This window comes from Microbacterium esteraromaticum, assembly GCF_028747645.1.
Lineage (GTDB): Bacteria > Actinomycetota > Actinomycetes > Actinomycetales > Microbacteriaceae > Microbacterium > Microbacterium esteraromaticum_C.
In genome coordinates this window covers 2,585,402-2,611,590 of the sequence record NZ_CP118100.1, presented here as the reverse complement: position 1 = coordinate 2,611,590, position 26,189 = coordinate 2,585,402, and the positions used below count along the sequence as shown (strand labels likewise).

The 26,189-nt window shown below is 67.3% G+C and carries 30 protein-coding genes; 24 read left to right on the top strand and 6 right to left on the bottom strand.

Going from position 1 to position 26,189, the window contains the following annotated elements:
- Window position 1: 1 nt before the first annotated feature.
- The 18 genes from rplX (at window position 2) to rplQ (ending at window position 10,626) form a co-directional block, all read left to right on the top strand.
- Window positions 2–361: a 50S ribosomal protein L24 gene (gene rplX / locus PTQ19_RS12570; RefSeq protein ID WP_179410068.1), complete on the top strand. Its 360-nt coding sequence runs from the start codon at window positions 2–4 to the stop codon at window positions 359–361.
- On the top strand, window positions 361–927 hold the full coding sequence (rplE, locus tag PTQ19_RS12565; protein WP_179410069.1) for a 50S ribosomal protein L5: 567 nt from the start codon (window positions 361–363) through the stop codon (window positions 925–927). The genes rplX and rplE overlap by 1 nt, the downstream gene beginning before the upstream one ends.
- Before the next feature lie 145 nt (window positions 928–1,072).
- Window positions 1,073–1,471 carry a 30S ribosomal protein S8 gene (gene rpsH, locus PTQ19_RS12560; protein WP_179410070.1) on the top strand — a complete coding sequence of 133 codons (399 nt, stop codon included), beginning with the start codon at window positions 1,073–1,075 and terminating at the stop codon, window positions 1,469–1,471.
- A 6-nt stretch (window positions 1,472–1,477) separates the two neighbouring features.
- Window positions 1,478–2,014: a 50S ribosomal protein L6 gene (rplF, locus tag PTQ19_RS12555; RefSeq protein WP_206551477.1), complete on the top strand. Its 537-nt coding sequence runs from the start codon at window positions 1,478–1,480 to the stop codon at window positions 2,012–2,014.
- 2 nt (window positions 2,015–2,016) lie between these two features.
- The gene (gene rplR / locus PTQ19_RS12550) at window positions 2,017–2,376 is read left to right on the top strand and encodes a 50S ribosomal protein L18 (protein ID WP_274367569.1); all 360 of its coding nucleotides are present in this window, start codon (window positions 2,017–2,019) and stop codon (window positions 2,374–2,376) included.
- The gene (gene rpsE, locus PTQ19_RS12545) at window positions 2,373–3,056 is read left to right on the top strand and encodes a 30S ribosomal protein S5 (RefSeq protein ID WP_179410073.1); all 684 of its coding nucleotides are present in this window, start codon (window positions 2,373–2,375) and stop codon (window positions 3,054–3,056) included. The genes rplR and rpsE overlap by 4 nt, the downstream gene beginning before the upstream one ends.
- A complete protein-coding gene (gene rpmD / locus PTQ19_RS12540) occupies window positions 3,056–3,241 on the top strand; it encodes a 50S ribosomal protein L30 (protein WP_018171461.1) in 186 nt (61 codons plus the stop codon). Before rpsE ends, rpmD begins: the two co-directional genes overlap by 1 nt.
- A complete protein-coding gene (rplO, locus tag PTQ19_RS12535; protein ID WP_218847916.1) occupies window positions 3,241–3,789 on the top strand; it encodes a 50S ribosomal protein L15 in 549 nt (182 codons plus the stop codon). The genes rpmD and rplO overlap by 1 nt, the downstream gene beginning before the upstream one ends.
- Before the next feature lie 113 nt (window positions 3,790–3,902).
- Window positions 3,903–5,225, top strand: a complete 1,323-nt coding sequence (secY, locus tag PTQ19_RS12530; RefSeq protein ID WP_179410074.1) for a preprotein translocase subunit SecY — start codon at window positions 3,903–3,905, stop codon at window positions 5,223–5,225.
- Window positions 5,222–5,818, top strand: a complete 597-nt coding sequence (locus PTQ19_RS12525) for an adenylate kinase (RefSeq protein ID WP_179410075.1) — start codon at window positions 5,222–5,224, stop codon at window positions 5,816–5,818. The genes secY and PTQ19_RS12525 overlap by 4 nt, the downstream gene beginning before the upstream one ends.
- Before the next feature lie 9 nt (window positions 5,819–5,827).
- Complete coding sequence (gene map / locus PTQ19_RS12520; protein ID WP_274367568.1) at window positions 5,828–6,676, top strand: type I methionyl aminopeptidase; 849 nt, start codon at window positions 5,828–5,830, stop codon at window positions 6,674–6,676.
- A gap of 94 nt (window positions 6,677–6,770) precedes the next feature.
- Window positions 6,771–7,430, top strand: coding sequence for a DsbA family protein (locus PTQ19_RS12515; RefSeq protein ID WP_274367567.1), 660 nt, complete (start codon window positions 6,771–6,773; stop codon window positions 7,428–7,430).
- A gap of 161 nt (window positions 7,431–7,591) precedes the next feature.
- Window positions 7,592–7,813: a translation initiation factor IF-1 gene (gene infA / locus PTQ19_RS12510; RefSeq protein ID WP_017201569.1), complete on the top strand. Its 222-nt coding sequence runs from the start codon at window positions 7,592–7,594 to the stop codon at window positions 7,811–7,813.
- An 88-nt stretch (window positions 7,814–7,901) separates the two neighbouring features.
- Window positions 7,902–8,018 (top strand): 50S ribosomal protein L36, encoded by a 117-nt coding sequence (rpmJ, locus tag PTQ19_RS12505; protein ID WP_071644008.1) that lies wholly within the window; start codon window positions 7,902–7,904, stop codon window positions 8,016–8,018.
- A gap of 165 nt (window positions 8,019–8,183) precedes the next feature.
- Entirely contained in the window at window positions 8,184–8,558 is a 375-nt protein-coding gene (gene rpsM, locus PTQ19_RS12500) for a 30S ribosomal protein S13 (protein WP_274367566.1), read from the top strand.
- 27 nt (window positions 8,559–8,585) lie between these two features.
- Window positions 8,586–8,984 carry a 30S ribosomal protein S11 gene (gene rpsK, locus PTQ19_RS12495; RefSeq protein WP_274367565.1) on the top strand — a complete coding sequence of 133 codons (399 nt, stop codon included), beginning with the start codon at window positions 8,586–8,588 and terminating at the stop codon, window positions 8,982–8,984.
- A gap of 110 nt (window positions 8,985–9,094) precedes the next feature.
- Entirely contained in the window at window positions 9,095–10,084 is a 990-nt protein-coding gene (locus PTQ19_RS12490) for a DNA-directed RNA polymerase subunit alpha (RefSeq protein WP_179410080.1), read from the top strand.
- A 35-nt stretch (window positions 10,085–10,119) separates the two neighbouring features.
- Entirely contained in the window at window positions 10,120–10,626 is a 507-nt protein-coding gene (rplQ, locus tag PTQ19_RS12485; RefSeq protein WP_274367564.1) for a 50S ribosomal protein L17, read from the top strand.
- A 77-nt stretch (window positions 10,627–10,703) separates the two neighbouring features.
- Here the strand turns inward: rplQ and PTQ19_RS12480 are convergent, their stop codons facing one another.
- Complete coding sequence (locus tag PTQ19_RS12480) at window positions 10,704–12,275, bottom strand: AMP-binding protein (protein ID WP_206824477.1); 1,572 nt, start codon at window positions 12,273–12,275, stop codon at window positions 10,704–10,706.
- Window positions 12,276–12,402: 127 nt separating this feature from the next.
- On the opposite strand from PTQ19_RS12480, the gene PTQ19_RS12475 reads away from it, so the two are divergent.
- From PTQ19_RS12475 to PTQ19_RS12460, 4 genes are all read left to right on the top strand, one after another.
- Complete coding sequence (locus PTQ19_RS12475) at window positions 12,403–13,200, top strand: sulfite exporter TauE/SafE family protein (protein ID WP_274367563.1); 798 nt, start codon at window positions 12,403–12,405, stop codon at window positions 13,198–13,200.
- Between the two features lie 73 nt (window positions 13,201–13,273).
- On the top strand, window positions 13,274–13,738 hold the full coding sequence (locus PTQ19_RS12470) for an FAS1-like dehydratase domain-containing protein (RefSeq protein WP_274367562.1): 465 nt from the start codon (window positions 13,274–13,276) through the stop codon (window positions 13,736–13,738).
- Window positions 13,738–14,139 (top strand): MaoC/PaaZ C-terminal domain-containing protein, encoded by a 402-nt coding sequence (locus PTQ19_RS12465; protein WP_222446345.1) that lies wholly within the window; start codon window positions 13,738–13,740, stop codon window positions 14,137–14,139. Before PTQ19_RS12470 ends, PTQ19_RS12465 begins: the two co-directional genes overlap by 1 nt.
- A 16-nt stretch (window positions 14,140–14,155) precedes the next feature.
- Window positions 14,156–15,292: a UDP-N-acetylmuramate dehydrogenase gene (locus PTQ19_RS12460; RefSeq protein ID WP_206551486.1), complete on the top strand. Its 1,137-nt coding sequence runs from the start codon at window positions 14,156–14,158 to the stop codon at window positions 15,290–15,292.
- A gap of 94 nt (window positions 15,293–15,386) precedes the next feature.
- Here PTQ19_RS12460 and PTQ19_RS12455 read toward each other — a convergent pair whose 3' ends face one another.
- On the bottom strand, window positions 15,387–16,589 hold the full coding sequence (locus tag PTQ19_RS12455; protein WP_274367561.1) for a pyridoxal phosphate-dependent aminotransferase: 1,203 nt from the start codon (window positions 16,587–16,589) through the stop codon (window positions 15,387–15,389).
- 103 nt (window positions 16,590–16,692) lie between these two features.
- Between PTQ19_RS12455 and PTQ19_RS12450 the strand changes: the two genes are divergently transcribed.
- Window positions 16,693–19,101, top strand: coding sequence for a polysaccharide lyase 8 family protein (locus tag PTQ19_RS12450; RefSeq protein WP_274367560.1), 2,409 nt, complete (start codon window positions 16,693–16,695; stop codon window positions 19,099–19,101).
- 25 nt (window positions 19,102–19,126) lie between these two features.
- On the opposite strand, the gene rraA is transcribed toward PTQ19_RS12450, so the two are convergent.
- The 3 genes from rraA to aceB all read right to left on the bottom strand — a co-directional run bounded on the left by rraA (window position 19,127) and on the right by aceB (window position 22,991).
- Window positions 19,127–19,591, bottom strand: a complete 465-nt coding sequence (gene rraA / locus PTQ19_RS12445; RefSeq protein ID WP_274367559.1) for a ribonuclease E activity regulator RraA — start codon at window positions 19,589–19,591, stop codon at window positions 19,127–19,129.
- 90 nt (window positions 19,592–19,681) lie between these two features.
- On the bottom strand, window positions 19,682–21,277 hold the full coding sequence (locus tag PTQ19_RS12440; protein ID WP_179410089.1) for an isocitrate lyase: 1,596 nt from the start codon (window positions 21,275–21,277) through the stop codon (window positions 19,682–19,684).
- A gap of 49 nt (window positions 21,278–21,326) precedes the next feature.
- A complete protein-coding gene (gene aceB / locus PTQ19_RS12435; protein WP_274367558.1) occupies window positions 21,327–22,991 on the bottom strand; it encodes a malate synthase A in 1,665 nt (554 codons plus the stop codon).
- A gap of 144 nt (window positions 22,992–23,135) precedes the next feature.
- On the opposite strand from aceB, the gene PTQ19_RS12430 reads away from it, so the two are divergent.
- Window positions 23,136–24,587 (top strand): XRE family transcriptional regulator, encoded by a 1,452-nt coding sequence (locus PTQ19_RS12430; protein ID WP_206551489.1) that lies wholly within the window; start codon window positions 23,136–23,138, stop codon window positions 24,585–24,587.
- A 39-nt stretch (window positions 24,588–24,626) separates the two neighbouring features.
- On the opposite strand, the gene PTQ19_RS12425 is transcribed toward PTQ19_RS12430, so the two are convergent.
- Window positions 24,627–26,132: a helix-turn-helix domain-containing protein gene (locus PTQ19_RS12425; RefSeq protein WP_274367557.1), complete on the bottom strand. Its 1,506-nt coding sequence runs from the start codon at window positions 26,130–26,132 to the stop codon at window positions 24,627–24,629.
- Between the last annotated feature and the right edge of the window lie 57 nt (window positions 26,133–26,189).

Here is a 26,189-nt window from a genome sequence, read left to right as displayed (position 1 = left end):
CATGGCGAACATCAAGAAGGGTGACCTCGTTCAGGTCATCACCGGCCGCAAGCAGGACAAGGGCGGCGACCGCGGTAAGCAGGGCAAGGTCCTCGAGGTCCTCGTCGAGCAGAACCGCGTCGTCGTGGAGGGCGTGAACTTCGTCACCCGCCACACCCGTGTGGGCCAGACGCAGCGCGGCACCAAGACCGGTGGCATCGAGACCGTCGAGGCCCCGATCCACATCTCCAACGTCGCCGTCGTCGACCCCTCGACCAAGGAGCCGACTCGCGTCGGACACCGGGTCGAGGAGCAGGTCAAGGACGGCGTGAAGCGCACGGTTCGTGTGCGTTTCGCGAAGAAGTCAGGTAAGGACCTCTGATGGCAGCTACGCAGCCCCGCCTGAAGCAGAAGTACAACACCGAGATCAAGAAGGCTCTGCAGGAGCAGTTCGGCTACGCCAACGTCATGCAGATCCCCGGCCTGGTCAAGGTTGTCGTCAACACCGGTGTCGGCGAGGCAGCTCGCGACAGCAAGGTGATCGAGGGCGCCATCGCCGACCTCACCAAGATCACCGGTCAGAAGCCGGTCGTCACGAAGGCCCGCAAGTCCATCGCGCAGTTCAAGCTGCGTGAGGGTCAGGCCATCGGTGCGCACGTCACCCTGCGTGGCGACCGCGCGTGGGAGTTCGTCGACCGCCTGGTGAACCTGGCTCTGCCCCGCATCCGCGACTTCCGCGGCCTGTCGGGTGACCAGTTCGACGGCAACGGCAACTACACCTTCGGTCTCCAGGAGCAGAGCGTGTTCCACGAGATCGATCAGGACAAGATCGACCGCGTCCGCGGCTTCGACATCACCGTGGTCACCACGGCCAAGACGGACGACGAGGGCCGCGCTCTGCTGCGTGCGCTCGGCTTCCCGTTCAAGGCCGCTGACGCCGCAGCGTGATCCGGCGGTGTGGGGAGGGGAGCTGTACGGCGCCCCTCCCCACACCCCGTACAATTGAAGATTGCGTGCCCAGCAGGGCAAGGCTCATAGCAGGCCGTCTGTCGTGTAACGGCAGCCGGAACCTCATGAACAAAGGAAAATCACTATGACGATGACAGACCCGGTCGCAGACATGCTGACCCGTCTGCGCAACGCGAACTCGGCGCACCACGACTCCGTGACCATGCCGTCGAGCAAGCTCAAGACGAACATCGCCGAGATCCTCCAGCAGGAGGGCTACATCTCTGGCTTCGAGGTCACCGACGCGCGCGTCGGCAGCAACCTCACCCTGTCGCTCAAGTACGGCCCCAACCGTGAGCGCTCCATCGCCGGCATCAAGCGCGTGTCGAAGCCCGGTCTGCGCGTCTACGCGAAGTCGACCGAACTGCCTTCGGTCCTCGGCGGCCTGGGCGTTGCCATCCTGTCCACCTCCTCCGGTCTTCTCACCGACCGTCAGGCTGAGCAGAAGGGCGTGGGCGGAGAAGTTCTCGCCTACGTGTGGTGATCTGACATGTCGCGTATCGGACGACTTCCCATCGACATTCCCGCGGGCGTGACCGTTTCGGTCGACGGCCGTGAGGTCGCAGTCAAGGGCCCCAAGGGCGAGCTGACGCTCGAACTGGCCCGTCCCATCGAGATCACGGTCGAGGAGAACCAGGTTCTGGTCACCCGTCCGGACGACGAGCGTGAGTCGCGTGCACTGCACGGCCTGACCCGTACGCTCATCAACAACAACATCATCGGCGTCACCCAGGGCTACACCAAGGGCCTTGAGGTCGTCGGCACCGGTTACCGCGTGCAGCAGAAGGGCAGCTCGGTCGAGTTCGCCCTCGGCTTCTCGCACCCGGTCGTCATCGAGCCGCCCGCCGGCATCACGCTGACGGTCGAGGGCACCAACAAGCTGACGGTCAGTGGCATCGACAAGCAGGCTGTCGGCGAGGCAGCTGCGAACATCCGCAAGATCCGCAAGCCCGAGCCGTACAAGGGTAAGGGTGTGCGCTACGCCGGCGAGGTCGTGCGTCGCAAGGCCGGAAAGGCTGGTAAGTAACCATGGCTGTGAAGTCCAAGTCCGCCGCCCGCGCGCGTCGCCACGCCCGTCTTCGCAAGAAGATCGTCGGCACCGAGCTGCGCCCGCGTCTGGTCGTCAACCGCTCTGCTCGTCACATCTTCGTGCAGCTGGTCGACGACGCCAAGGGTCACACCGTGGCATCCGCTTCCACGCTCGAGACCGACCTGCGCTCCTTCGACGGTGACAAGACCGCCAAGGCACGCAAGGTGGGCGAGCTCGTCGCTGAGCGTGCGAAGGCCGCCGGCGTTTCCGAGGCAGTGTTCGACCGTGGCGGCAACCGCTACGCCGGTCGTGTCGCAGCCATCGCCGATGGCGCCCGCGAAGGGGGGCTGGCACTGTGAGTGACAACAAGGAGAACGAAGTGACCGAAACCGCTCCTGCCGAGGCTCAGGCCGAGCCGCAGCGCGAGCAGCGTGACGGCCGTCGCGGAGGCCGCGACCGCGGTCAGAGCCGCGACCGCAACTCGCGCGACCGTGGGGACAACCAGTTCCTCGAGCGCGTCGTCACCATCAACCGCGTCTCAAAGGTCGTGAAGGGTGGACGTCGCTTCAGCTTCACCGCTCTCGTGGTCGTCGGTGACGGCAACGGTCTGGTGGGCGTCGGCTACGGCAAGGCCCGCGAGGTGCCCCTGGCTATCTCGAAGGGTGTCGAAGAGGCCAAGCGCAACTTCTTCCGCGTCCCGCGCGTCGGTTCGACCATCCCGCACCCCGTGCAGGGTGAGGCCGCAGCCGGTGTTGTGCTGCTGCGTCCGGCCGCTGCCGGTACCGGTGTTATCGCCGGCGGCCCGGTCCGCGCCGTGCTCGAGTGCGCTGGCATCCACGACGTCCTGTCGAAGTCGCTCGGTTCGTCGAACACGATCAACATCGTGCACGCGACCGTCGAGGCCCTGCAGGGCCTCGAGGAGCCGCGCGCCGTGGCCGCCCGTCGTGGTCTCGACTACGACGCGGTCGTGCCCGAGATCATCATCCGCAACGAGGCGAAGGCCGCTGCCGCCGCCGCTGCGCAGAAGGTAGGTGCCTGATGGCCGCGCGCCTCAAGGTCACGCAGGTGAAGTCCAAGGTGAGTGAGAAGCAGAACCAGCGCGACACGCTGCGTTCGCTCGGCCTCAAGCGGATCGGCGACTCGGTCGTCCGTCCCGACGACGCCCAGACGCGCGGCTACGTCCGCACCGTCGCTCACCTCGTCAAGGTTGAGGAGATCGACTAATGGCTGAGAAGAACGAGGCCGTCGAGGCCGAGAAGGCCACGAAGAAGCCCGCCGCCAAGAAGGCTGCTGCATCCAAGAAAGCTGAGACGAAGGCTGCTCCGGCAGCGCGTCCCGCCGTTCTGAAGGTGCACCACCTCCGTCCCGTCCCGGGTGCCAACACCGCCAAGACCCGCGTGGGTCGCGGTGAGGGCTCGAAGGGTAAGACGGCCGGTCGCGGAACCAAGGGCACCAAGGCCCGCAACACCGTGCGGGTTGGCTTCGAGGGTGGGCAGATGCCGCTGCACATGCGCACCCCGAAGCTGCGCGGGTTCAAGAACCCGTTCCGAGTCGAGTACCAGGTTGTGAACCTGGCCAAGCTCGCCGAGCTCTACCCGGCCGGTGGCGATGTCACCGTCAGCGACCTGGTCGCAAAGGGCGCCGTCCGCAAGAACGAGAAGGTCAAGGTCCTCGGCGACGGCGACATCTCGGTCAAGCTCACGGTGTCGGTCGACAAGGTCTCGGGCAGCGCCGAGCAGAAGATCGTCGCCGCCGGCGGTTCGGTCAACTGATAGTCCCGTCGTGAACGCGAGGAGGGGTCGGAGATTCTCCGGCCCCTCCTTTGCGTTACTCTGGACATTCGGCCGTCCTTCGACGTTCGGCAATCCCTTCAGGAGGAACGCCCTTGTTTAGCGCCATCGCGCGAATCTTCCGCACACCTGATCTGCGGCGGAAGATCCTTTTCACCATCGGCATCATCGCGCTGTACCGTCTCGGCTCGAATGTGCCTGCTCCGTTCGTGAACTTCCCGAACGTCGAGCAGTGCCTCGCGGCGAACGCCGGCACTGACGGCCTGCTGGGCCTCGTGAACCTGTTCTCCGGTGGCGCGCTGTTGCAGCTGTCGATCTTCGCGCTCGGTGTGATGCCATACATCACCGCGACGATCATCACGCAGCTGCTGCGTGTGGTCATCCCGCACTTCGAAGCGCTGCACAAAGAGGGCCAGGCCGGCCAGAGCAAGCTGACGCAGTACACCCGCTACCTGACCATCGCCCTCGCACTGCTGCAGTCGGCGACCCTGGTGACGGTGGCGCGCAGCGGTCAGCTGTTCGGCACGACCGACGTCGCGGCCTGCAACAACCTGCTGACCAATGACGTGTGGTGGGCGCAGCTGCTCATCATCATGGCGATGACCGCAGGCACGGGTCTGATCATGTGGTTCGCCGAGCTGGTCACCGAGCGCGGTATCGGCAACGGCATGTCGCTGCTGATCTTCACCTCGATCGCCGCGACCTTCCCGGCCGCCATGTGGGGCATCTGGGAGGCCAAGGGCTTCGAGGTCTTCCTGCTCGTGCTGCTGATCGGCATCGTCGTGATGGGCATGGTGGTGTTCGTCGAGCAGTCGCAGCGCCGCGTGCCCGTTCAGTACGCGAAGCGCATGGTCGGACGCCGCACCTACGGTGGGACGAACACCTACATCCCGATCAAGGTCAACATGGCGGGCGTCATCCCGATCATCTTCGCCTCGTCGCTGCTGTACCTTCCGATGCTGGTGGCGCAGTTCAACACCCCCACCGATGGCAGCGAGCCGGCCGCGTGGGTGGTGTGGGTCAACCAGTACCTCGCCTCGGGCGACCAGCCGCTGTACATGGCCGTGTACTTCCTGCTGATCATCGGCTTCACCTACTTCTACGTCGCGATCACGTTCAACCCTGTCGAGGTCGCCGACAACATGAAGAAGTACGGCGGGTTCATCCCCGGCATCCGCGCGGGACGACCGACCGCGGAATACCTCGACTACGTGATCACGAGGATCACGTTCCCCGGTTCCCTCTACCTCGGCTTCGTCGCGCTGATCCCGCTGATCGCGCTGGCGACGGTGCAGGCGAACCAGAACTTCCCGTTCGGCGGCGCCTCGATCCTGATCATCGTGGGTGTCGGCCTTGAGACGGTGAAGCAGATCGACGCGCAGCTGCAGCAGCGCCACTACGAAGGGCTCCTGAGATGACCGCCACCGCACGACTGCTGATCGTCGGCCCGCAGGGCTCCGGAAAGGGCACCCAGGGTGTCCGTATCGCCGAGGCGCTGGGCATTCCCGTCGTCTCGACCGGAGACATCTTCCGGGCCAACATCAAGCAGGGAACCGAACTCGGACAGAAGGTCACCGCGATCCTGGATGCCGGTGACCTGGTGCCCGACGAACTGACCAGCGAGATCGTTCGCGACCGGCTCTCGCAGGAGGACGCCGCCACGGGCTTCCTGCTCGACGGCTACCCGCGCAACACCGCTCAGGTCGCGCACCTCGACGCCTTCCTCGCAGACCAGGGCGCCTCGCTCGACGCCGTGCTGCTGCTGGATGTGCCGCGTGACGAGAGCATCGCGCGTCTCAGCCTGCGTGCCGTCGAGCAGGGGCGCTCGGATGACACGGAAGAGGCCATCGCGCACCGCCTGGACATCTACGAGAACGAGACTGCTCCGATCATCTCGGTGTACGCGGAGCGTGGCATCGTCGACCGTATCGACGGCGTCGGCTCGCTTGACGACATCACCGCTCGGATTTCGGATGCCCTGGCCGCGCGCGGCATCGCACAGCTGGTCTGATCTGTTCTGATGTTTCGCAAGTCGATCTACAAGAGCCCGGCGCAGCTGAGGTCGATGGTCGAGCCCGGCCGGATCACGGCAGCGGCACTCGAAGCGCTCCGCCCGCTGGTGCGAGCGGGCGTGAGCACCGCTGAGCTGGACGCCGAGGCGTCGCGGGTGATAATCGCGCGTGGAGCGGAGTCGAACTTCAAGCTCGTGCGCGGGTACCGGCACACGACGTGCATCTCGGTGAACGAAGAGGTCGTCCACGGCATCCCCGGCGACCGTGTGCTGCAGCCCGGTGACATCGTCTCGGTCGACTGCGGCGCACAGTTCCAGGGGTGGAACGGCGACAGCGCCGTGACCTTCATCGTCCCCGGCGATGCGCCCGCTGATGTTCTCGCGCGACGAGAAGAGCTCTCCCGCGTCACGAACGGGTCGATGTGGGCGGGAATCGCGGCGATGGCATCCGCCTCGCATATCGGCGACATCGGCGCGGCGATTCAGGACTACGTCGAGGCGCAGGGGCCGTCTGTGGTTTCGGGGGAGAGCTACGGCATCCTGCGTGAGTACGTCGGTCACGGCATCGGACGCAAGATGCACGAGGCACCCAGCGTGTTCAACTACCGCACGCCGGATGCTGGTGCAGAGATCCGCCCGGGCCTGGCCCTTGCGATCGAGCCGATGCTCACCGCCGGTGGCGAGGCGACGTTCGTCGAGGACGACGACTGGACGGTATCGACGGTAGACGGTTCTGACGGCTGCCACTGGGAGCACAGCGTCGCCCGCCACGAGAGCGGCATCTGGGTGCTCACTGCGCCGGATGGGGGAGCGGCCGGTCTTGCTCCGTTCGGCGTGACTCCGACCCCGATCGCCTGAGGTCTCACACGCCAGGCATAGCGACGTCCGGGCAGAATATTCGTTGAGGCAACAGGTTCGCCGACGCGGCGAGCCGTACACAGATCGGAAGTCTATGGCTGCTGCGCAGGGCAGGAACAACTGGTTCGTCATCGGTATCTCGACCGCGGTCGTGGTGGTGCTCGTCGCACTCGGTGCGCTCGTGGTGTGGATGAACAACCGTGCGAACGACCCGGGGGCCGCGCCCACCGGCGACATCATCAACGCGGAGTCGGGCGCGATCACCTTCGGCGAAGGCGACGATGTCGTCGCCACGTACCTGGACTTCATGTGCCCCGCGTGCAACGCCTTCGAACAGTCGTACGGGCAGAGCCTGCAGTCGGCGGCGGCCAACGACGACATCACGCTGGAGATCTATCCGGTCGCGATCCTCGACCACCTCTCCCAGGGGACGAACTACTCGTCCCGCGCCGCGGGAGCGATGTACTGCGTCGCCGACGCCGCCCCAGACAAGGCGCTGGACTACATGAACGCGCTGTTCGCGAACCAGCCGCAGGAGTCGGGGCCCGGTCTGACCGATGCGCAGCTCGCGCAGATCGCGGAGCAGGTCGGTGCGGATGCCGCGGTCAGCTGCATCGCCGACGGCACCTACGAGAAGTTCGGTGCCGCCCAGGCCAAGAAGCACGATGTGCGCGGTACTCCGACGGTCGACATCAACGGCACGCGCCTGGACATCAGTGAGATCAACACCGAGCTGCCCAAGGTGCTGCCCTGAGGTTTTGCGGGATCCGCATTTGCCGCACGGGCATCGACGGTCTAACATAGATCTTTGGTGCCGTGCGCCTTGTTCTGGCGTGTCCCAACTCGGCGGCGCAGCACCGCTATCATCACCCATCCACCGCAGATCGACCGATCTGCAGAAGCGTCAGCGAGGCTATGGCTAAGAAAGACGGTGTCATCGAGATCGAGGGCGTCATTTCCGAGGCGCTGCCCAACGCGATGTTCCGCGTTGAGCTCAGCAACGGACACAAGGTGCTCGCCACGATCTCCGGAAAGATGCGGCAGAACTACATCCGCATCATCCCCGAAGACCGCGTGGTCGTGGAGCTTTCGCCCTACGACCTGACCCGCGGGCGCATCGTTTACCGCTACCGCTGATCGGTCGAGAAGTAACGGCTGTCGACTGGCGAGTCCCTGTGACGGGGCTCGGCACGAGAGAGCACGAAGACAGCGAACAGGAAGCACTATGAAGGTCAACCCCAGCGTCAAGCCCATCTGCGACCACTGCCGCGTGATCCGTCGTCACGGTCGCGTCATGGTGATCTGCAAGAGCAACCCGCGCCACAAGCAGCGCCAGGGCTGAGCACGAGCTCCACAACTGAATACTCCGGTCGTCGAGTGAGTGCATCACTTCACGACCGGGAAATGAACAGGCAGGTCGGATCCCGCGCAGGCGGGGGACACCCCGGGTTGGAGGCCCGGGAACGGACTCTGCTCCACACCTCCACCTCACTCCAGGAGATACCGCATGGCACGTCTTGCCGGCGTTGACATCCCGCGCGACAAGCGCGTGGTGATCGCCCTCACCTACATCTACGGCATCGGCCGTACCCGCTCCGTCGAGATCCTTCAGGCGACCGAGATCGACGAGTCGATCCGCGTCAAGGACCTCTCCGACGAGCAGCTTGTCGCACTGCGCGACTACATCGAAGGCAACTACAAGGTGGAGGGTGACCTGCGCCGCGAGGTCGCCGCCGACATCCGCCGCAAGGTCGAGATCGGCTCCTACGAGGGTCTGCGTCACCGCCGTGGCCTTCCGGTGCGCGGTCAGCGCACCAAGACCAACGCGCGTACCCGCAAGGGCCCGAAGCGCACCGTCGCCGGCAAGAAGAAGGCCCGCTAAGCGGCCAGGGAATAGGAGAACACTTTCATGGCTGCACCCAAGGCCGCCGCGCGCAAGCCGCGCCGCAAGGAAAAGAAGAACATCGCGCTGGGCCACGCCCACATCAAGTCGACGTTCAACAACACCATCGTTTCGATCACCGACCCGTCCGGCGCTGTCATCAGCTGGGCCTCGTCGGGTGGCGTGGGCTTCAAGGGCTCGCGCAAGTCGACCCCGTACGCGGCCGGTATGGCCGCCGAGTCGGCTGCCCGCCAGGCCGCCGAGCACGGTGTCAAGAAGGTCGACGTCTTCGTCAAGGGCCCGGGGTCGGGTCGTGAGACCGCGATCCGCTCGCTGCAGGCCGCTGGCCTCGAGGTCGGTTCGATCCAGGACGTGACGCCGCAGGCTCACAACGGCTGCCGTCCGCCGAAGCGCCGCCGCGTCTGATCTCGTCCCTGCCCGCCCGGCGCCGCTCAGGTGCCGGGCGGGCAGGTCCACAACTCAAGACCTCACCCACACATGTCATATAGCGGGCATGTGATCGAAAGGAACACATAGTGCTCATCGCACAGCGTCCCACTCTCACCGAGGAAAAGATCTCCGAGAACCGCAGCCGGTTCGTCATCGAGCCGCTGGAGCCCGGGTTCGGATACACGATCGGCAACGCGCTGCGTCGCAGCCTGCTGTCGTCGATCCCCGGCGCATCGGTCACCACCATTCGCATCGACGGCGTGCTGCACGAGTTCAGCACGATCCCCGGTGTGAAGGAGGATGTCACCGAGATCATCCTGAACATCAAGCAGCTGGTCGTTTCCAGCGAGCGCGACGAGCCCATCACCGCGTACCTGCGCAAGACGGGCGCCGGCGAGGTCACCGCCGCTGACATCTCCGCTCCGGCGGGTGTCGAGGTGCACAACCCCGAGCTGGTCATCGCGACGCTCAACGACACCGCTCGCTTCGAGCTCGAGCTCACCATCGAGCGTGGCCGCGGCTACGTCTCGGCTGCGCAGAACCGCAGCGAGTACGCCGAGGCCGGCCAGATCCCGATCGACTCGATCTACTCGCCGGTGCTCAAGGTCAGCTACCGCGTCGACGCCACCCGTGCCGGTGAGCGCACCGACTTCGACAAGCTGGTGCTCGATGTCGAGACGAAGTCGGCGATCAGCGCGCGCGACGCCGTTGCATCGGCCGCGAAGACCCTCACCGAGCTGTTCGGTCTCGCTCGCGAGCTGAACACCGAAGCAGAGGGCATCGAGATCGGCCCCGCGCCGGTCGAGGCCGTGCTCTCCAGCGAGCTCTCCATGCCGATCGAGGACCTCGATCTGTCGGTGCGCTCGTACAACTGCCTCAAGCGTGAGGGCATCAACACCGTTTCGGAGCTGGTCGCCCTTTCGGAGACGCAGCTGATGAACATCCGCAATTTCGGACAGAAGTCGGTCGACGAGGTGCGCGACAAGCTCGTCTCGCTCGGTCTGTCGCTGAAGGATTCGGTGCCCGGTTTCGACGGCGCCCACTTCTACAGCGCAGGCGAAGACGAGTCCTTCTGAAACCCGACCTCTTCCTGATCAGGAGCTAGACGAACATGCCCAAGCCCACCAAGGGTCCCCGCCTCGGAGGCGGCCCCGCACACGAGCGCCTTCTTCTCGCGAACCTCGCGGCAGCGCTCTTCACCAACAAGTCGATCCGCACGACCGAGACGAAGGCCAAGCGCCTGCGTCCGCTCGCGGAGCGTCTGATCACGCTCGGCAAGCGCGGCGACCTGCACGCACGCCGCCGTGCAGCGACCGTGCTGCGCTCGAACAAGGACGCCCTGCACGTCCTGTTCGCCGAGATCGCCCCGCTGGTCGCCGAGCGTGAGGGTGGCTACACCCGCATCACGAAGGTCGGCAACCGCAAGGGTGACAACGCGCCCATGGCCGTGATCGAGCTCGTTCTCGAGCCCGTCGCGCCGAAGAAGAAGGCCAAGCCCGCCGCTAAGGCTGCAGCGCCCAAGGCTGAGAAGGTCGAAGAGGCACCCGCCGAGGAGACCGGCGAGGCTCCCGTCGAGGACGCCGCTGCTGAGGCACCCGCGGAGGAGAAGGCCGAGTAAGGCCCTCCACGCGTTGTAAGAAGCCCGCCACCCTCTGGGGTGGCGGGCTTCTTCGCATCCGCTGGCGTAGTGAAGCGTTACGCGGCGCGAAGCTCCTTGCGCAGGATCTTGCCCGCGCTCGACTTCGGGATGGTCTCGATGAACTCGACCTGGCGCACCTTCTCGTGCGGGGCGACGCGCGCTGCGACGAAGTCCATCACATCCTGGGCGCTGAGATCAGCATCCGCCTGACGCACCACGAAAGCCTTCGGGATCTCCTGGCCATCCTCGTCGTAGGCACCGATCACGGCGCTGTCGGCGATGAGCGGATGCTCGAGCAGGAGTGCTTCGAGCACGGCGGGCGCTACCTGGTAGCCCTTGTACTTGATGAGCTCCTTCAGGCGGTCGACGATCCGGAAGATGCCGTCGGAGGTGACGGTCGCGATGTCACCGGTGTGCAGCCAACCGTCGACGTCGAGCATCTCGGCGGTCGCCTCGGGGCGGTTCAGGTAGCCGCTCATGATCTGCGGGCCGCGCAACCAGAGTTCGCCGGCGGCGCTGGGGCCATCGGCGGGAACGTCGACGTCGATGCCGGTCTCGGGGTCGACGATACGGGCCTCGGTGTTGGGGACAAGCGGGCCGATCGACGACTTGTCGATGTCAGTGCGCTCGGCCGGGATGAGGTTGGCCGCCGGACTCGTCTCGGTCATGCCGTAACCCTGCACCACGCTGCAGCCCAGGCGCTGCTCGACCGCGGCCGCCAGCGCACCGTCCAGCGGCGCCGCCCCCGAGAAGATCACGCGCACCGACGACAGATCGTACTGGTCGACGATGGGGTGCTTCGCGAGCGCCACCGCGACCGGCGGAGCGATGAACACCCAAGACGTGCGGTGTTCCTGGATGATGCGCAGGAACTCGGGTAGGTCGAACTTCGGCATGGTGACCAGTCCGGCGCGCTGACGGATCGCGAAGTTCAGCAGCACCGTCATTCCGTAGATGTGGAAGAACGGCAGGATGGCGAGGATGCGGTCCTGCTCGCCGACGGTGAGCATGGAGCGGCACTGGGCAACGTTCGCGACGAGGTTGCGGTGTGTGAGCATCACGCCCTTCGGGCGACCCGTCGTCCCTGATGAATAGGGCAGCACAGCAAGATGCGTCGCCGGGTCGAAGACGACGTCCGGTGCGGCGTGGCCCTCTGCCAGCAGGGATCGCAGGTCCGGGTGGCCCTCTGCTCCGTCGAGCACGATGAGCCGGTCGTCGGGAATACCGCGCTGCGCGGCGGCTGCCTTCGCGCCCGCGAGTAGCGGTGTGACGGTGATCAGCCACTCGGCACCAGCGTCTTCGAGCTGGTTCGCGATCTCGTCGGCCGTGTACAGGGAATTGATGGTCGTCGCGGTGGCGCCGGCACGCAGAATGCCGTGGAAGACCGTCGCGAACGCCGGGATGTTGGGGCAGAGGATGCCGATGCGTGAGCCGATCCCGATGCGACGGGCGGCGAGAGCGCCCGCGAACAGGTCGATCTGGGCGACGAGCTGTCGGTACGTCGTCTCGGCGCCGCTCGTACCGTCGACGATCGCGACGGCATCCAGCTGAGTCTCGTCGAGATCGGCGAACAGGTACTCGTGGATCGACGTGTTCGGGATCTCGATGTCGGGAAGTGTGCTGCGCATGGGGATCTCCTTCGATCGCGCGTCCGATGTGGGACTCAGTCTCTCATGCTGTGACACGCAATGCCGAACCTGCGGGGCGCCGACCCTGTGCGCAACAGACACAGCGCACGGGTTTAGTGTTGACCGTGTGACTGAAGAGGATCTGTCCATCACCCGGGAGCCTCGCGCGTACTTCACCTTCGTCTTCATCGGACTGCTGGCAGGCCTCCTGTCGGGGTTGTTCGGCGTCGGCGGCGGAACGGTGATCGTGCCCCTGCTCGTGCTGATGCTGCACTATGGTCAGCGCCGCGGTGCCGGCACGTCGCTCGCCGCGATCGTGCCGACGGCGAGCATCGGTGTCATCTCGTACGCCCTGGCCGATGCGGTGGCCTGGATCCCGGCGCTCATCCTCGCCGGAGGTGCTGTCGTGGGGGCGCAGATCGGCACCTGGTTGCTGCCGAAGGTGTCGCAGTCGGCATTGCGCTGGGGCTTCGTGGCGTTCCTCGTCGCGGTCATCGTCAGCCTGTTCGTCGTGATCCCCTCGCGCGAGGCTGAGCTCGTGCTCGGGTGGGGCAACGGCATCGGCCTTGCGGGTGTCGGCGTCGGTACCGGCATCATCGCCGGGCTCATCGGCGTCGGCGGAGGCGTCGTCGTCGTGCCCGTGCTGATGCTCGTCTTCGGCACCAGTGACCTGGTGGCCAAGGGCACGTCGCTGCTGATGATGATCCCCACGGCGATCTCGGGGACCATCGGCAACCTGCGTCACGGCAACGTCGACCTGCTGGCGGCCGGCATCATCGGACTCGCCGCATGCACGACGACGGCGCTGGGCGCCTGGCTGGCGACGATCGTGGATCCGTTCGTCGGCAACATGCTCTTCGCGGGCTACCTGCTGTTCATTGCGGTGCAGATGAGCGTGAAGGCCATCCGCGGACGCCGGCGCTGATCTCGCCCGCGCTGGAGGGTTTGTCCGGTCGTGGGCACCGGCGCTTCTGAGGCACGCTCGGTAGGATCGAGGGGTGCCTGTGAACAACGAACTGGTCGGCCGGGAGTTCCCGCCGACGGCCCCGTATCTGGTCGGACGAGAGAAGGTGCGCGAATTCGCCCGCGCAGTCTTCGCGGATGCTCCTCAGCACACCGACGTCGAGGCGGCCCGCGCGGCCGGCTATGCCGACGTCGTTGCGCCGCCGACCTTCGCAATGGTCGTGCAGGACCTCACTCTTCAGCAACTGCTCGCCGAGCCCGACTCGGGGATCGTGCTCGCCCGTACGATCCACGCCGAGCAGCGTTTCACCTACACGCGTCCGATCGTCGCGGGCGATAAGCTGACCGCGCAGCTGGCGGTCACGGGCATCCGCACTCTCGGAGGCAACGCGATGATCACGAGCGACGCGACGATCACCGACGGCGACGGCGCGCACGTCGTCACCGCCACCAGCGTTCTGCTGGTGGGCTCGGAAGCTACCGACGAGGAGGCGAAGTGATGGCCGAGTACACTGTTGGCGACATCATCGCCGAGCGCACCGTGCACCTGACGCGCGAGTCGCTGGTTCGTTACGCCGGGGCATCCGGCGATTTCAACCCGATCCACTACCGCGACGATGTGGCCGAGGCCGTCGGCCTTCCCGGCGTGCTCGCGCATGGCATGCTCACGATGGGGCTGGCCTCATCGACGGTGCTGGCCGCGCTTCCCGCAGACGTCCGTGTGATCGACTACGGGGTGCGCTTCACCAAGCCGGTCGTCGTCGATCCCGAGCACGGCGCTGATGTGCACGTGCTCGCCAAGGTCGGCGCTGTCGATGAGACCTCGGCACGCATCGATCTCACGGTGAAGGCCGCCGAGACCACGGTGCTCGCCAAGGCCCAGCTGCGCGTCGCGCTCTGAAGGGGCTTCGGCTGAGATGACAGAGATCGAACCCATCGCCCTGCGCGAGCTGACCACCCTGCGGACGGGCGCCGCCCCGCATCGGATGCTGGATGCCACCACGACTCCCGAGCTCATCTCCGCTCTCCGCGAGGTGTGGCAGGAGGGAGGCGAGTGGTTCGTGCTGGGCGGGGGATCCAATCTCTTCGTCGGTGACGAGCCGTTCGACGGCACGGTCATCCGCATCCTCACCACCGGTATCGAGGAGCTGCCGTCGCCGCACGAGGGTCGCATCCGGTTGCGTGTGCAGGCGGGGCATTCGTGGGACGACCTGGTCGCCTACGCGGTCGAGCGCGGGTACGCCGGTATCGAGGCGATGAGTGGCATCCCCGGGACCGTCGGTGCGGCTCCCGTGCAGAACGTGGGCGCCTACGGGCAGGAGATCCAGGAGACCCTCGTCGAGGTCGAGCTGATCGACGAGCACGCCGACGCCGCCGTCGTGGTTCCGGCCGCCGAACTCGGATTGGGGTTCCGTACCTCGGTGCTCAAGCACCATTACGGCGAGGTGCAGGAGCGCCGCGCCGTCATCCTCTCGGTGACCCTTGACCTGGCTGTGACGGGTGATGGCGGACGCGTCGTGCGTGGTGACCAGCTGCGCCGGGCCCTGGGCCTGGAGGACTACGAGCCTGTGCCGCTGAGCTGGGTGCGCGCGCGAATCCTCGAGACCCGTGCGATGAAGGGGATGCTGCTCGACGAGGCCGATCCCGATACCCGTAGTGCGGGCTCGTTCTTCCAGAACGCGATCGTGTCTGAGGCCGTGGCGCGCACGCTGCCGGCGGAATGCCCGCGGTGGAAGGTCGAGCCCGACCTCGACGCGATGACGGTGATTCCGTTGGATGACTATTACGGGCTCAGCCCGCGCGCCGAGCGGCCCGCGAGCATGGTGAAGGTCAGCGCCGCATGGCTGATCGAGAACTCGGGCATCCGCAAGGGCTTCAAACTGCCGCGTTCGCGCGCGGGTATCTCGACCAAGCACGCCCTCGCGGTGACCAACCGCGGCGGTGCGACTGCCGCTGAGGTGAGCGAGCTCGCCCGCTTCGTGCAGAGTCGCGTCCACGCCGAGTACGGTCTGCTGCTGCAGCCTGAGCCGGTTCTGGTGGGCGTCGAGCTCTGACGCCGCCGACACCCCCACTTCACGCCGAGACCCCTACGTAGCTGCGCAGCTACGTAGGGGTCTCGGCGGTAGAACGGGGTGTCGACGCGCGGGGTCAGGAGGCGAACAGGCGCTGCAGGCGCTGCACGCCCTCCAGCAGCTGGTCGTCGCCGAGCGCGTACGACAGCCGCAGGTAGCCGGACGGGCCGAAGGCCTCGCCGGGGACGACGGCGACCTCGGCCTGTTCAAGGATCAGATCGGCCAGCTCGAGCGACGTCGTGGGAGTCACACCGCCCCAGGTGCGGCCGAGGAGGCCCTGCACATCGGGGTACACGTAGAAAGCGCCCTGCGGGTTGGGCACCACGAGCCCGTCGATCTTCGACAGCTCCGACACGATCAGACGGCGACGGCGGTCGAACGCCTCGCGCATCTGCTCGGCCTCGGTCTGAGGCCCGGTCAATGCAGCGACGGCTCCGCGCTGCGCGACGTTGTTGACGTTGCTCGACAGGTGCGACTGCAGGTTGGCGGCGATCTTGATGGCATCCGCCGGGCCCACCATCCAGCCCACACGCCAACCGGTCATCGCATACGTCTTGGCGACGCCGTTGACCAAGATCGTCTGACCGGCGACCTCGGGCAGCGCCTCGACGATCGAGGTGGCCTTGACGCCGTCGTAGGTGAGGTTCTGGTAGATCTCATCCGAGATCACCCAGATGCCGTGCTCGACGGCCCAGGCGGCGATCGCGGCGGTCTCGTCGGCCGAGTACACCGAACCCGTCGGGTTCGACGGCGACACGAACACCAGCACTGTGGTGCGGTCGGTGCGCGCGGCTTCGAGCTGCTCGACGGTGACCTTGTAGTCCTGGTCGGCGCCGGCGAACACCTCGACGGGCACGCCGTCCGCCAGGCGGATCGCCTCGGGGTAGGTGGTCCAGTACGGCGCGGGCAGCAGCACCTCGTCGCCGGGGTTCACCACCGTCTGGAAGGCCTGGTACACCGACTGCTTGCCGCCGTTGGTGATCAGCACCTGCGAGGGCGAGACCTCAAGGCCCGAGTCGCGCAGCGTCTTCGCCGCGACGGCTTCGCGCAGCGCGGGAAGTCCGGCCGCCGGCGTGTACCGGTAGTTGGCCGGGTCGGCGAGGGCCTCGGCGGCGGCATCCACGATGAACTGCGGCGTCGCGAAATCGGGTTCGCCGGCCGCGTACGAGATCACGGGGCGGCCTTCGGCCTTGAGGGCCTTGGCCTTGGCATCCACCTTCAGCGTGGCGGACTCGGCGATGGCGGACAGCTTGCGGGAGAGAGGGGCGCGTTCGGTCACGATCTTGATCGTACTCGGGTGGCGCTACTCATTGAATCCTCTCCCGCGCTGCTCGTAGCGTCGGCGGCGATCGGCTGTGGCCGGCGCGACCGAAGGAGCTCGAATGCACACGACCAGACGCGGATTCCTGCAGCTCGGAGGCACGGCGCTCGCCGCGTCGCTGATCCCCGGACTGCTGCCGAGCAGCGCCGGCGCGGCGCCCCCGCCGCTGTCCATCGCGGGAGGGACGGAAGCGCTGCGTGCGCGCTGGGTCGACGCGCTCACCAGCCGATCGATCATCACCGCCGATCCGACAGGGTTCGACGACGCCATCGCCGCGCTCGACCGGGGGACCACTGCGCTGATGCAGCAGATCGCCCCCACCGGCACCCGGTACTTCACCTCGACCGACTGGACGGTCGGCGCCACGGATCTGCTGCGTTCGAACCAGATGAGGCTGAACTACGTCAACCTTGAGAAACTCGCCACGGCGTGGGCCACCCCCGGCTCGACGCACGAGGGGTCGTCCGAGGTGCTCGATGCGGTGCGCACGGGGCTTGCGCACATGCACGAACAGATCTACCACCCCGGCACCACGTGGTGGGGCAACTGGTGGTCGTGGAACATCGGTGCCGCGCAACCCCTGGCCAATGTCATGGCGCTGATCCGCGACGAGCTCGATCAGGCCGACATCGACCGCTACTGCGTGGCGTTCGATCATTTCCTGCCAGAGCGCGACCCCCGACTCCAGCAGCATCCGAGCGGCGTGCAGGAGTCTAACGGCGCCAACCGCGTCGATATCTGCCAGGCCGTCATCGTGCGCGCCGTCGTCCAGCCCGACGAGCCGCTGCTGCGCGCGGCGGTCGACGCGCTCAGCCCCACCTGGCAGTACGTGACCGAGGGCAACGGCTTCTTCGCCGACGGCTCGTTTGTGCAGCATTCCACCATTGGCTACACCGGCACCTACGGTCTTGTACTGCTGGGCGGCCTGTCGAAGCTGTTCGCCCTGCTCGCCGATTCGGACTTCCCCATCGTTGACCCCACGCGCAGTAATCTCACCGGTGTGATCGAGGGGTCGTTCGCGCCTTTCATGTTCAACGGGCAGATGATGGACGCGGTGCGAGGGCGTGCGGTCGCGCGCTATGCCCTGCGCAGCAAGGACAACGGTGACGAGCTCATCGAGCACACGCTGCGCCTGGCGAAGGCCGCCGACCCCGATACTGCGGCACGATGGCGGGGCCTGTGTCGGCAGTGGATCGAGTCGAACGCTGCCGCCGACATCGCCGAATCGACGAAGATCGGCCGCCGTGCACTGGTCGCGGAGCTACTCGACGCCAAGGTCGTAGCCAGACCGGATGCCACCGGCCCGCGGTTCTTCCCCGCGATGGACCGTCTTGTGTACCGTTCGACCGACGGCGCCTGGGCTCTGTGCGTCGCGATGTGCTCGAACCGGATCGCGTGGCACGAAGGAACGGGTGCCGAGAACATGCGGGGTGTCAAGACCAGTCAGGGGATGACCTATCTCTACCTCGCTGATGACGACACGCACTTCGACGATCACTTCTGGGCGACATCCGATCTCGACGCACCTGTCGGTGCCACCGTAGATCTCACTCCGCTGCCGGACAATCCGGAAGGTCAATGGGGTGAGACGACCCCGTCGAACGAGTGGACGGGCGGAGCGACGCTCGACGAGTTCGCGGTCTCGGCCATGCACCTGGTCGCGCCGGGCGGAACCGGACTCGTCGCCCGCAAGGCGTGGTTCTTCCAGGACGATCTCGTCGTCGCGCTCGGCAGCGACATCTCGTCGCGCAGCGGGGCCGAGGTGCGCACGGTCGTCGAACACCGCAACCTCGGTGGTGCTCCGCGCACACTCACGGTCGACGGCGAGGCGATCACCGCCCCGCGCACTCTGCGCGGCGCACGCTGGGCACACCTCGCCGACGTCGGCGGCTACGTGTTCCTCCCCGGCTCGCCCGCCCTGCGCGCCGAGGTGGTCGAGCGGCAGGGTCGATGGACCGACAACGCGACACGTTCGGTGCCCGAGACGCAGCAGGTGCGTCGCCGTCAGTACGCGACGCTGGCGTACACGCACGGACCGGATGCCACCGATGCGTCGACGTACGCCTATGCACTGCTGCCGGGTGCCGACGCGGCGCAGACCGCCGCCCGCGCCGGCGACCTCGGCGTGCGGGTGCTGCGCAACGACTCGGCGGTGCAGGCGGTGCGGTTGCCCTCCGGCGCGATCTGCGCCGCGGTGTGGGCAGGCGCCGCGTTCGACAGGGTGAGGATCTCATCGAGCGCGACGCTCATCCTCAAGAAGATCCCGACCGGTCTGGAGGTGTCTCTCGCCGACCCCACCCAGACCCAGGACGCCCTGGACGTCGTGCTGGTCGGCATCGCCGGTGACCGCGTGTCCGGGCCGGACGCGGACCGTGTCTCGCTCACCCGCGTCCGATCCGAGGTGCGACTGCGCGTCGATACCCGCGGCACCGCGGGCAGGTCGCTGCGCTTCTCGGTGCACCGACGCTGAGCGCGCCACGGATGCCGGTGCGATCTCAGCGCTCGACGAGGATGCCGTCCTCGTCGGCGTAGAGCCGGGCGCCGGGGCGGAAGACGACGTCGCCGAACTCGACAGTGACATCGACCTCGCCGACGCCGTCCTTGGCGCTCTTGCGCGGGTTGGTGCCCAGCGCCTTCACCCCGAGCGGCATACCCGCGATCGCGGCGCTGTCGCGCACGCAACCGTGGATGACGACGCCAGTCCAGCCGGCATCCACCGCGAGCTGCGCGATCATGTCACCCATCAGAGCGGTGCCGAGCGAGCCGGCGCCGTCGACGACGAGCACGGCACCGTCACCGGGGGAGGAGAGCAGCGTCTTCACGAGCGCATTGTCCTGAAAGCAGCGCACCGTGCGGATCGGGCCCTCGAACGCGGTCACCCCGCCGAAGGAGCGCAGTTGAAGCGGGAGCGATTGCAGGGCGTCGCCGTGCTCGTCGTAGAGGTCTGCGGTGGAAGTCATCGAGGAGTCCTGTCTGCGGGGTGGTGGCGGAAAGAGACGAGAGGTCGGATGCCGTGGCATCCGACCTCTCGGTGGGTCAGGTCAGCCGTGTCAGCTGAACTGGTTCATGGTGTTGTGCTGGCCGCCGGCCTTGAGAGCGGCGTCGCCGGCGAAGTACTCCTTGTGGTTGTCGCCGATGTCGGAACCGGCCATGTTCTGGTGCTTCACGGTGGCGATGCCCCCGCGGATCTCGCGGCGCTGCACGTCCTTGACGTAGGCGAGCATGCCCTCGTCGCCGAAGTAGCCCTTCGCGAGGTCGTCGGTCGACAGGGCGGCCGTGTGGTAGGTCGGCAGGGTGATGAGGTGGTGGAAGATGCCGGCGCGCGCCGAACCGTCGCGCTGGAACGTGCGGATCTTCTCGTCGGCCAGGCGGGCCAGCTCGGTGTCGTCGTACTCGACGCTCATCAGGGCGCTGCGGTCGTAGGCCGAGACGTCCTCGCCCTGCTCGGCGAGTGCGTCGTAGGCCTGCTGCCGGAAGTTCAGCGTCCAGTTGAACGACGGGCTGTTGTTGTAGACCAGCTTGGCGTTGGGGATGACTTCGCGGATCGCGTCGACCATGCCCGCGATCTGCTCGACGTGCGGCTTCTCGGTCTCGATCCACAGCAGATCGGCACCATTGCGCAGCGACGTGATGCAATCGAGCACGCAGCGCTCCTCACCGGTGCCGGCGCGGAACCGGTACAGGTTGCTGGCCAGGCGGCGCGGCCGCATGAGCTTGCCGTCGCGCTTGATGACGACATCGCCGTTGCCGAGGTCTCCGTCGGCGATCTCCTCGACGTCGAGGAAGGAGTTGTACTGGTCGCCGAGGTCGCCGACCTCGGTCGTCACGGCGAGCTTCTGCGTCAACCCGGCGCCGAGCGAGTCGGTGCGTGCGACGATGATGCCGTTGTCGATGCCGAGCTCGAGGAAGGCGTAGCGAACCGCATTGAGCTTGGCGATGAAGTCCTCGTGCGGCACGGTGACCTTGCCGTCCTGGTGGCCACACTGCTTCTCGTCCGAGACCTGGTTCTCGATCTGGATCGCGCAGGCACCCGCCTCGATCATCTTCTTGGCGAGCAGGTAGGTCGCCTCGGGGTTGCCGAAGCCGGCGTCGATGTCGGCGATGATCGGCACGACGTGGGTCTCGTACTCGTCGATCTGCGACTGGATGAACTCGGCGGCGGTCTCGTCGCCGGCGGCGCGCGCGGCGTCGAGCTGGGTGAACAGCAGGTCCAGCTCACGGGCGTCGGCCTGACGCAAGAAGGTGTAGAGCTCTTCGATCAGCGCCGGCACCGCGGTCTTCTCGTGCATCGACTGGTCGGGGAGCGGGCCGAACTCGGACCGCAGCGCCGCGACCATCCAGCCGGACAGGTACAGGTAGCGCTTGTTCGTCGACTTCAGGTGCTTCTTGATCGAGATCAGCTTCTGCTGCCCGATGAAGCCGTGCCAGACGCCCAGCGACTGGGTGTACAGCGACGAGTCGGCGTCGTACTCGGCCATGTCGCGCCGCATGATGTCGGCGGTGTACTGGGCGATCTCGAGTCCGGTGCGGAACCGGTTCTGTGCGCGCATGCGGGCAACCGACTCGGGGTCGATCGCGCTCCACGGGGAGCCCTGCTCGTCCTTCAGCGCCTGGACGGCGGCGATGTCATCCTGGTAGCGGGTCATGTCGTCTTCCTTCGTTGGGATGCTGGTGTTCCGGTGCGTTCAGCGGTGGTCAGTCGGTCAGGTGGCGGGAGTAGGCGGGCAAGGTCAGGAAGGCCGGGAAGGTCTCCTGCAGCGCCACCTCGCGGAAGATCTCTGCCGCGTCGTCGTACCGGTCCTCGTCACCGCGGGGAACGGTGGCCAGCACGTCGGTGATGATGTCCTCGACGTACGCGGCGGTGATCGGCGTGCCGTCCTCGGTGGTGCGGTCCTGCTGGATCCACTGCCACACCTGCGAGCGCGAGATCTCGGCGGTGGCGGCGTCCTCCATCAGCCCGTCGATGGCGACGGCGCCCAGTCCGCGCAGCCAGGCCTCGATGTAGCGGATGCCCACCGACACGTTGTCGTAGACGCCGCGCGCGGTGATCGGGCGACCGATGCGCAGGTCGAGCAGCTGAGCGGCGGTGACGTTCACATCGTCGCGCTGGCGGTCGACCTGGTGGGGACGGTCGCCGAGCACGGCGTCGAACTCGGCGCGGGCCGCGGGGATCAGATCGGGGTGGGCGACCCAGGTGCCGTCGAATCCGTCGCCGGCCTCGCGGCGCTTGTCGGCGGCGACCTTCTGCAGTGCCTGCTGGGTCATCTCGGGGTCGCGGCGGTTCGGGATGAACGCGCTCATGCCGCCGATCGCGTGGGCGCCGCGCTTGTGGCAGGTCTGCACGAGCAGGTCGGTGTAGGCGCGCATGAAGGGCACCGTCATGGTGACCTCACTGCGGTCGGGCAGCACGAACCGTGCGCCGCGGCCGCGGTAGGTCTTGATGATCGAGAAGATGTAGTCCCAACGGCCGGCGTTGAGCCCGGCGCAGTGGTCGCGCAGCACGTACAGGATCTCGTCCATCTCGAAGGCGGCCGGCAGCGTCTCGATCAGCACGGTGGCGCGGATCGTGCCGTGCGGGATGCCGATGTACTCCTCGGCGAAGGTGAACACGTCGTCCCAGAGGCGGGCCTCTTCGCTGGACTCCAGCTTGGCGATGTAGAAGTACGGGCCGCGGCCGGCGTCGATCAGGGCCTGCGCGTTGTGGAAGAAGTACAGACCGAAGTCGACCAGAGAGCCCGAGGCCGCCATCGTGCGACCGGTGCGGTCGGTGAAGTCGACGTGCTTCTCGGTGAGGTGCCAGCCGCGGGGACGCATCACGATAGTGGGGGTGCGCTCGGCGGTGACGTGGTATGCCTTGCCGTCGGGAGAGGTGTACGAGAGCTCGCCGCGGATCGCGTCGCGCAGCGACAGCTGACCGCCGATGACGTTCTGCCAGGTCGGGCTGGTGGCGTCCTCCTGGTCGGCGAGCCACACCCGCGCGCCCGAGTTGAGGGCGTTGATGGTCATCTTCGGGTCGGTGGGGCCGGTGATCTCGACACGGCGGTCCTCCAGGCCGGGGCCGGGGCCGGCGACGCGCCAGTCGGCGTCCTCGCGGATGTGGCGGGTGTCTTCGCGGAACCGCGGGTCGTGGCCGTTGCCGATCTCGAACCGGCGGCGCATGCGGTCGGCGAGCCGGTCGTGGCGGCGGTTCGAGAAGCGGTGGTGCAGCTCGGTGATGAAGGCCAGAGCCGCCGGGGTGAGGATCTCGTCGAACCGCTCGTGGATCGGTCCGGTGATGTGGATCGCCGGTCCCTGGTGTGCGCCGACGGCGACGCCGGCATCCTGGATCGGCGTGGTCTGTGACGCAGTGGGAGCGGTCATGATCTGTCTCCTCCGTGAGATGTCGGTCGCTGGTGTTCGGCCGGGGTGGCTTGACATCCACTCTGGGAGAGGAATGGCCTCAGCGCAGACCAAATCGGGGGAGAAGTTTGATGGAATTTCTGTTTTTGTGACAGACTGCTCGGCATGAGTCAGCCCGAAACGGTAGAAGAACCGGACGCCCTCACGATCGGGCGCCGCATCCGACAGCTGCGCACCGCGCAGGGGATGACGCTCGAAGACCTCGCGGCGCGGATCGATCGTGCACCCAGCCAGGTGTCGATGTTCGAGACCGGCAAGCGCGAGCCGAAGCTGACCCTGCTGCAGTCGATCGCCCGTGCGCTGGGCACGGGTCTCGATGGTCTGCTCGAGGGTGAGCCGCTCGACGAGCGCAGCACTCGCGAGATCGCGTTGGAACGGGCCATGAAGGGGCAGACCTTCCAGGCGCTGGGCATCCCGGCGTTCCGCATCGCCAAGACGATCCCCGATGAGGCGCTCGAGGCGATGCTCGCGCTGCACGGCGAGATCGAACGGTTGCGCGATGAACGGTCGGCGACTCCCGAAGAGGCGCGGCGGGCCAACGTCGAGCTGCGTCACCTGATGCGCACGCAGGACAACTACTTCGTCGAGCTCGAGCAGCACGCCGCGCAGATCCTGGCCGCCGTCGGGCACCCCGGTGGTCCGATCACCCAGCGGACGGCATCCGAGATCGCCGCGCACCTGGGTTTCACCCTGCACTACGCGCCCGACCTGCCGCAGACGACGCGCAGCGTCGCCGATCTCGCGCACGGGCGGCTGTACCTCTCCAGCAGCATCCCCGCCAAGGGCGACGCCCGTACCGCGGTGCTGCAGGCCCTGTCCAGTCGCATCCTCGGCCACGGTGAACCGCGCAGCTACGCCGAGTTCCTGCGTCAGCGGGTCGAGACGAACTACCTCACCGGCGCGCTGCTGGTCCCCGAGGCGCACGTGGTGCCGGTGCTGCAGGAGGCGAAGTCACGTCGCGCCATCTCGATCGAAGACGTGCGCGACGCCTACTCGGTGTCGTACGAGACGGCGGCGCACCGGTTCACGAACCTCGCCACGCGGCACCTCGACATCCCGGTGCACTTCTTGAAGGTGCACGAGTCGGGAACGATCACCAAGGCGTATGAGAACGACGACGTGAACTTTCCGACCGACCGGCTCGGATCCATCGAGGGGCAGATGTGCTGCCGTCGCTGGACGAGCCGGGTGGTGTTCGACGTCGAAGACCGCTTCAACCCGTACTACCAGTACACCGACACCGGCAACGGCACGTACTGGTGCACGGCCCGCGTCGAGCCGTCCAGCGAAGGCCTGCATTCGGTGAGCGTGGGGGTGCGTTTCGACGACACCCGCTGGTTCGTCGGGCGCGACACGAACAACCGCGGCGTGTCGAAGCACTCGGTCGAGACCTGCTGTCGCCGTGCTCCCGCCGAACTCGAGGAGCGCTGGCGGCAGCACTCCTGGCCGAACGTCCGCACGCCGCGCACGCTGCTGGCCACCCTGCCGACCGGCGCGTTCCCCGGCGTCGACAGCACCGACGTGTACGAGTTCCTCGAGGCGCACGCGCCGGCCTGAGCGGCCGCGGCACGCTTGCTCAGGCGGGGCGGATGCCGCTCACTCGCCGGCGGCGTGCAGGGCGATCCACAGCTCGGCGCGGGCCGGGAAGGTCGCCAGATCAACGCCGAGCAGCGCGGATGCCTGTGCGATGCGACTGCGCAGGGTGTGCCGGTGCACGCCGAGCGCGTTCGCGGACGCATCGAGCACGGCGTCGTGCTCCAGCCAGACGCGCAGGGTGCGTTCCAGGTCGCTGCCCGACGCGGCGTCGACCTGCCGGATGGGGGCCAGGCGTGACTCGGCGACCAGGCGCGCCTCGTCGGTGCTGAGCGCGCCGATCATGCTCGCGCTCGCCGTGTCCGCATAGCGGGTGACCGCATCGCCGCTGCGGCCCAGCGCGAACACCGCCTGTTCGTGCATGCGCGCGAACGACCCGTACCCGTCCGCCGCCGAAACCCCCCACTGCACCGAGAAGCGATCGGCGATCTGAGCGTAGACCTGTTCCTGCGCGGCGGAGACGACCAGCACCATGCCACTGGGGGCGGCCGCGCCGAAGTATGCCAGGCCGTCCTCCGAGCGGCGGCGTTCGCACCATTCCACGATCGCCTCGGCGGGGGCATCCGCCGAGGCGACACCGACCAGGACGGGCGCGACGGGCAGTGAGCCGAGCACGCGGCGCGCCAGCGCCGGGTCGTCCCGCAGGAGCGACTGGAGCACCTGGCTGTGCAATCGCGCCCGGCTGCGGTTGAGCTGCTCGCTCTGCTCCCTGGCCAGGCCCGCCATCGCGATCACCGAGGTGACCACCGTGCGCGCCTCGGGGTCGAGGGCGTCGGTGGCCAGCGCGATCACGCCGCGCAGGTGGCCGCCGCGCCCCAGGGTGAACAGCAGAAAAGGCTGACCGTCGGCGGTGACCGATTGGGCGGCCTGCGCGCCGCGGGCAAGGAGCTCGCCCACGTGTGCTGACAGGTCGGCAGCAGCGGGCTCGGCGAGAGAGCGCGTCGGATGCTCGTGCGTGAGCGCTCCGCCGGCATCGAACATCCCGACCCAGACGTCGATCCGGCGGGCCAGTTCGCTCAGCGTCGACTCGAGTCCGCGGGGTCGCAGCGCGGCGATCGCGAGTGCCCGCTGCGCATCGAGTGCCCAGGAGCGCCGGGCGTACGCCTGAGCGGCGATCGCCTCGGCGTGCGCCCTGGCCACGGCGATGAACGGTGTGCGGTAGGGCACCTCGAACAGGGGCATCCCCAGTGCGGCGCATGCGGCGATGAGCTCGCGGGGAGCGCCGGCGTGGTGCACGTCGGCTCCGAAGCCGAGGCCGGCGACCCCGCGATCGGCGAGTCGGGTCACGTAGGCCTGCGCCTGTGCCGCGTCGCCGTCGGTGAGCTGGGTGCCCGTGGTCAGCAGCAGCAGGTCATCGGCGAGGAACGGGGTCGGGTCGAGGAGATCCGAGCTGTGCACCCACCGCAGGGGGCGATCGAGGCGATCGCCAACCTTGGCCTCCGTGGGCGACAGGAGCGTCAGCTCGAGGTCACGTCGGCGCAACAGGGTGCGCAGAGTGGGATCGTCCACGGCCACCTCTCAAGCTGCTATACGTCAGGGCGAACCCCTTGGCAGAATTGTACGCTT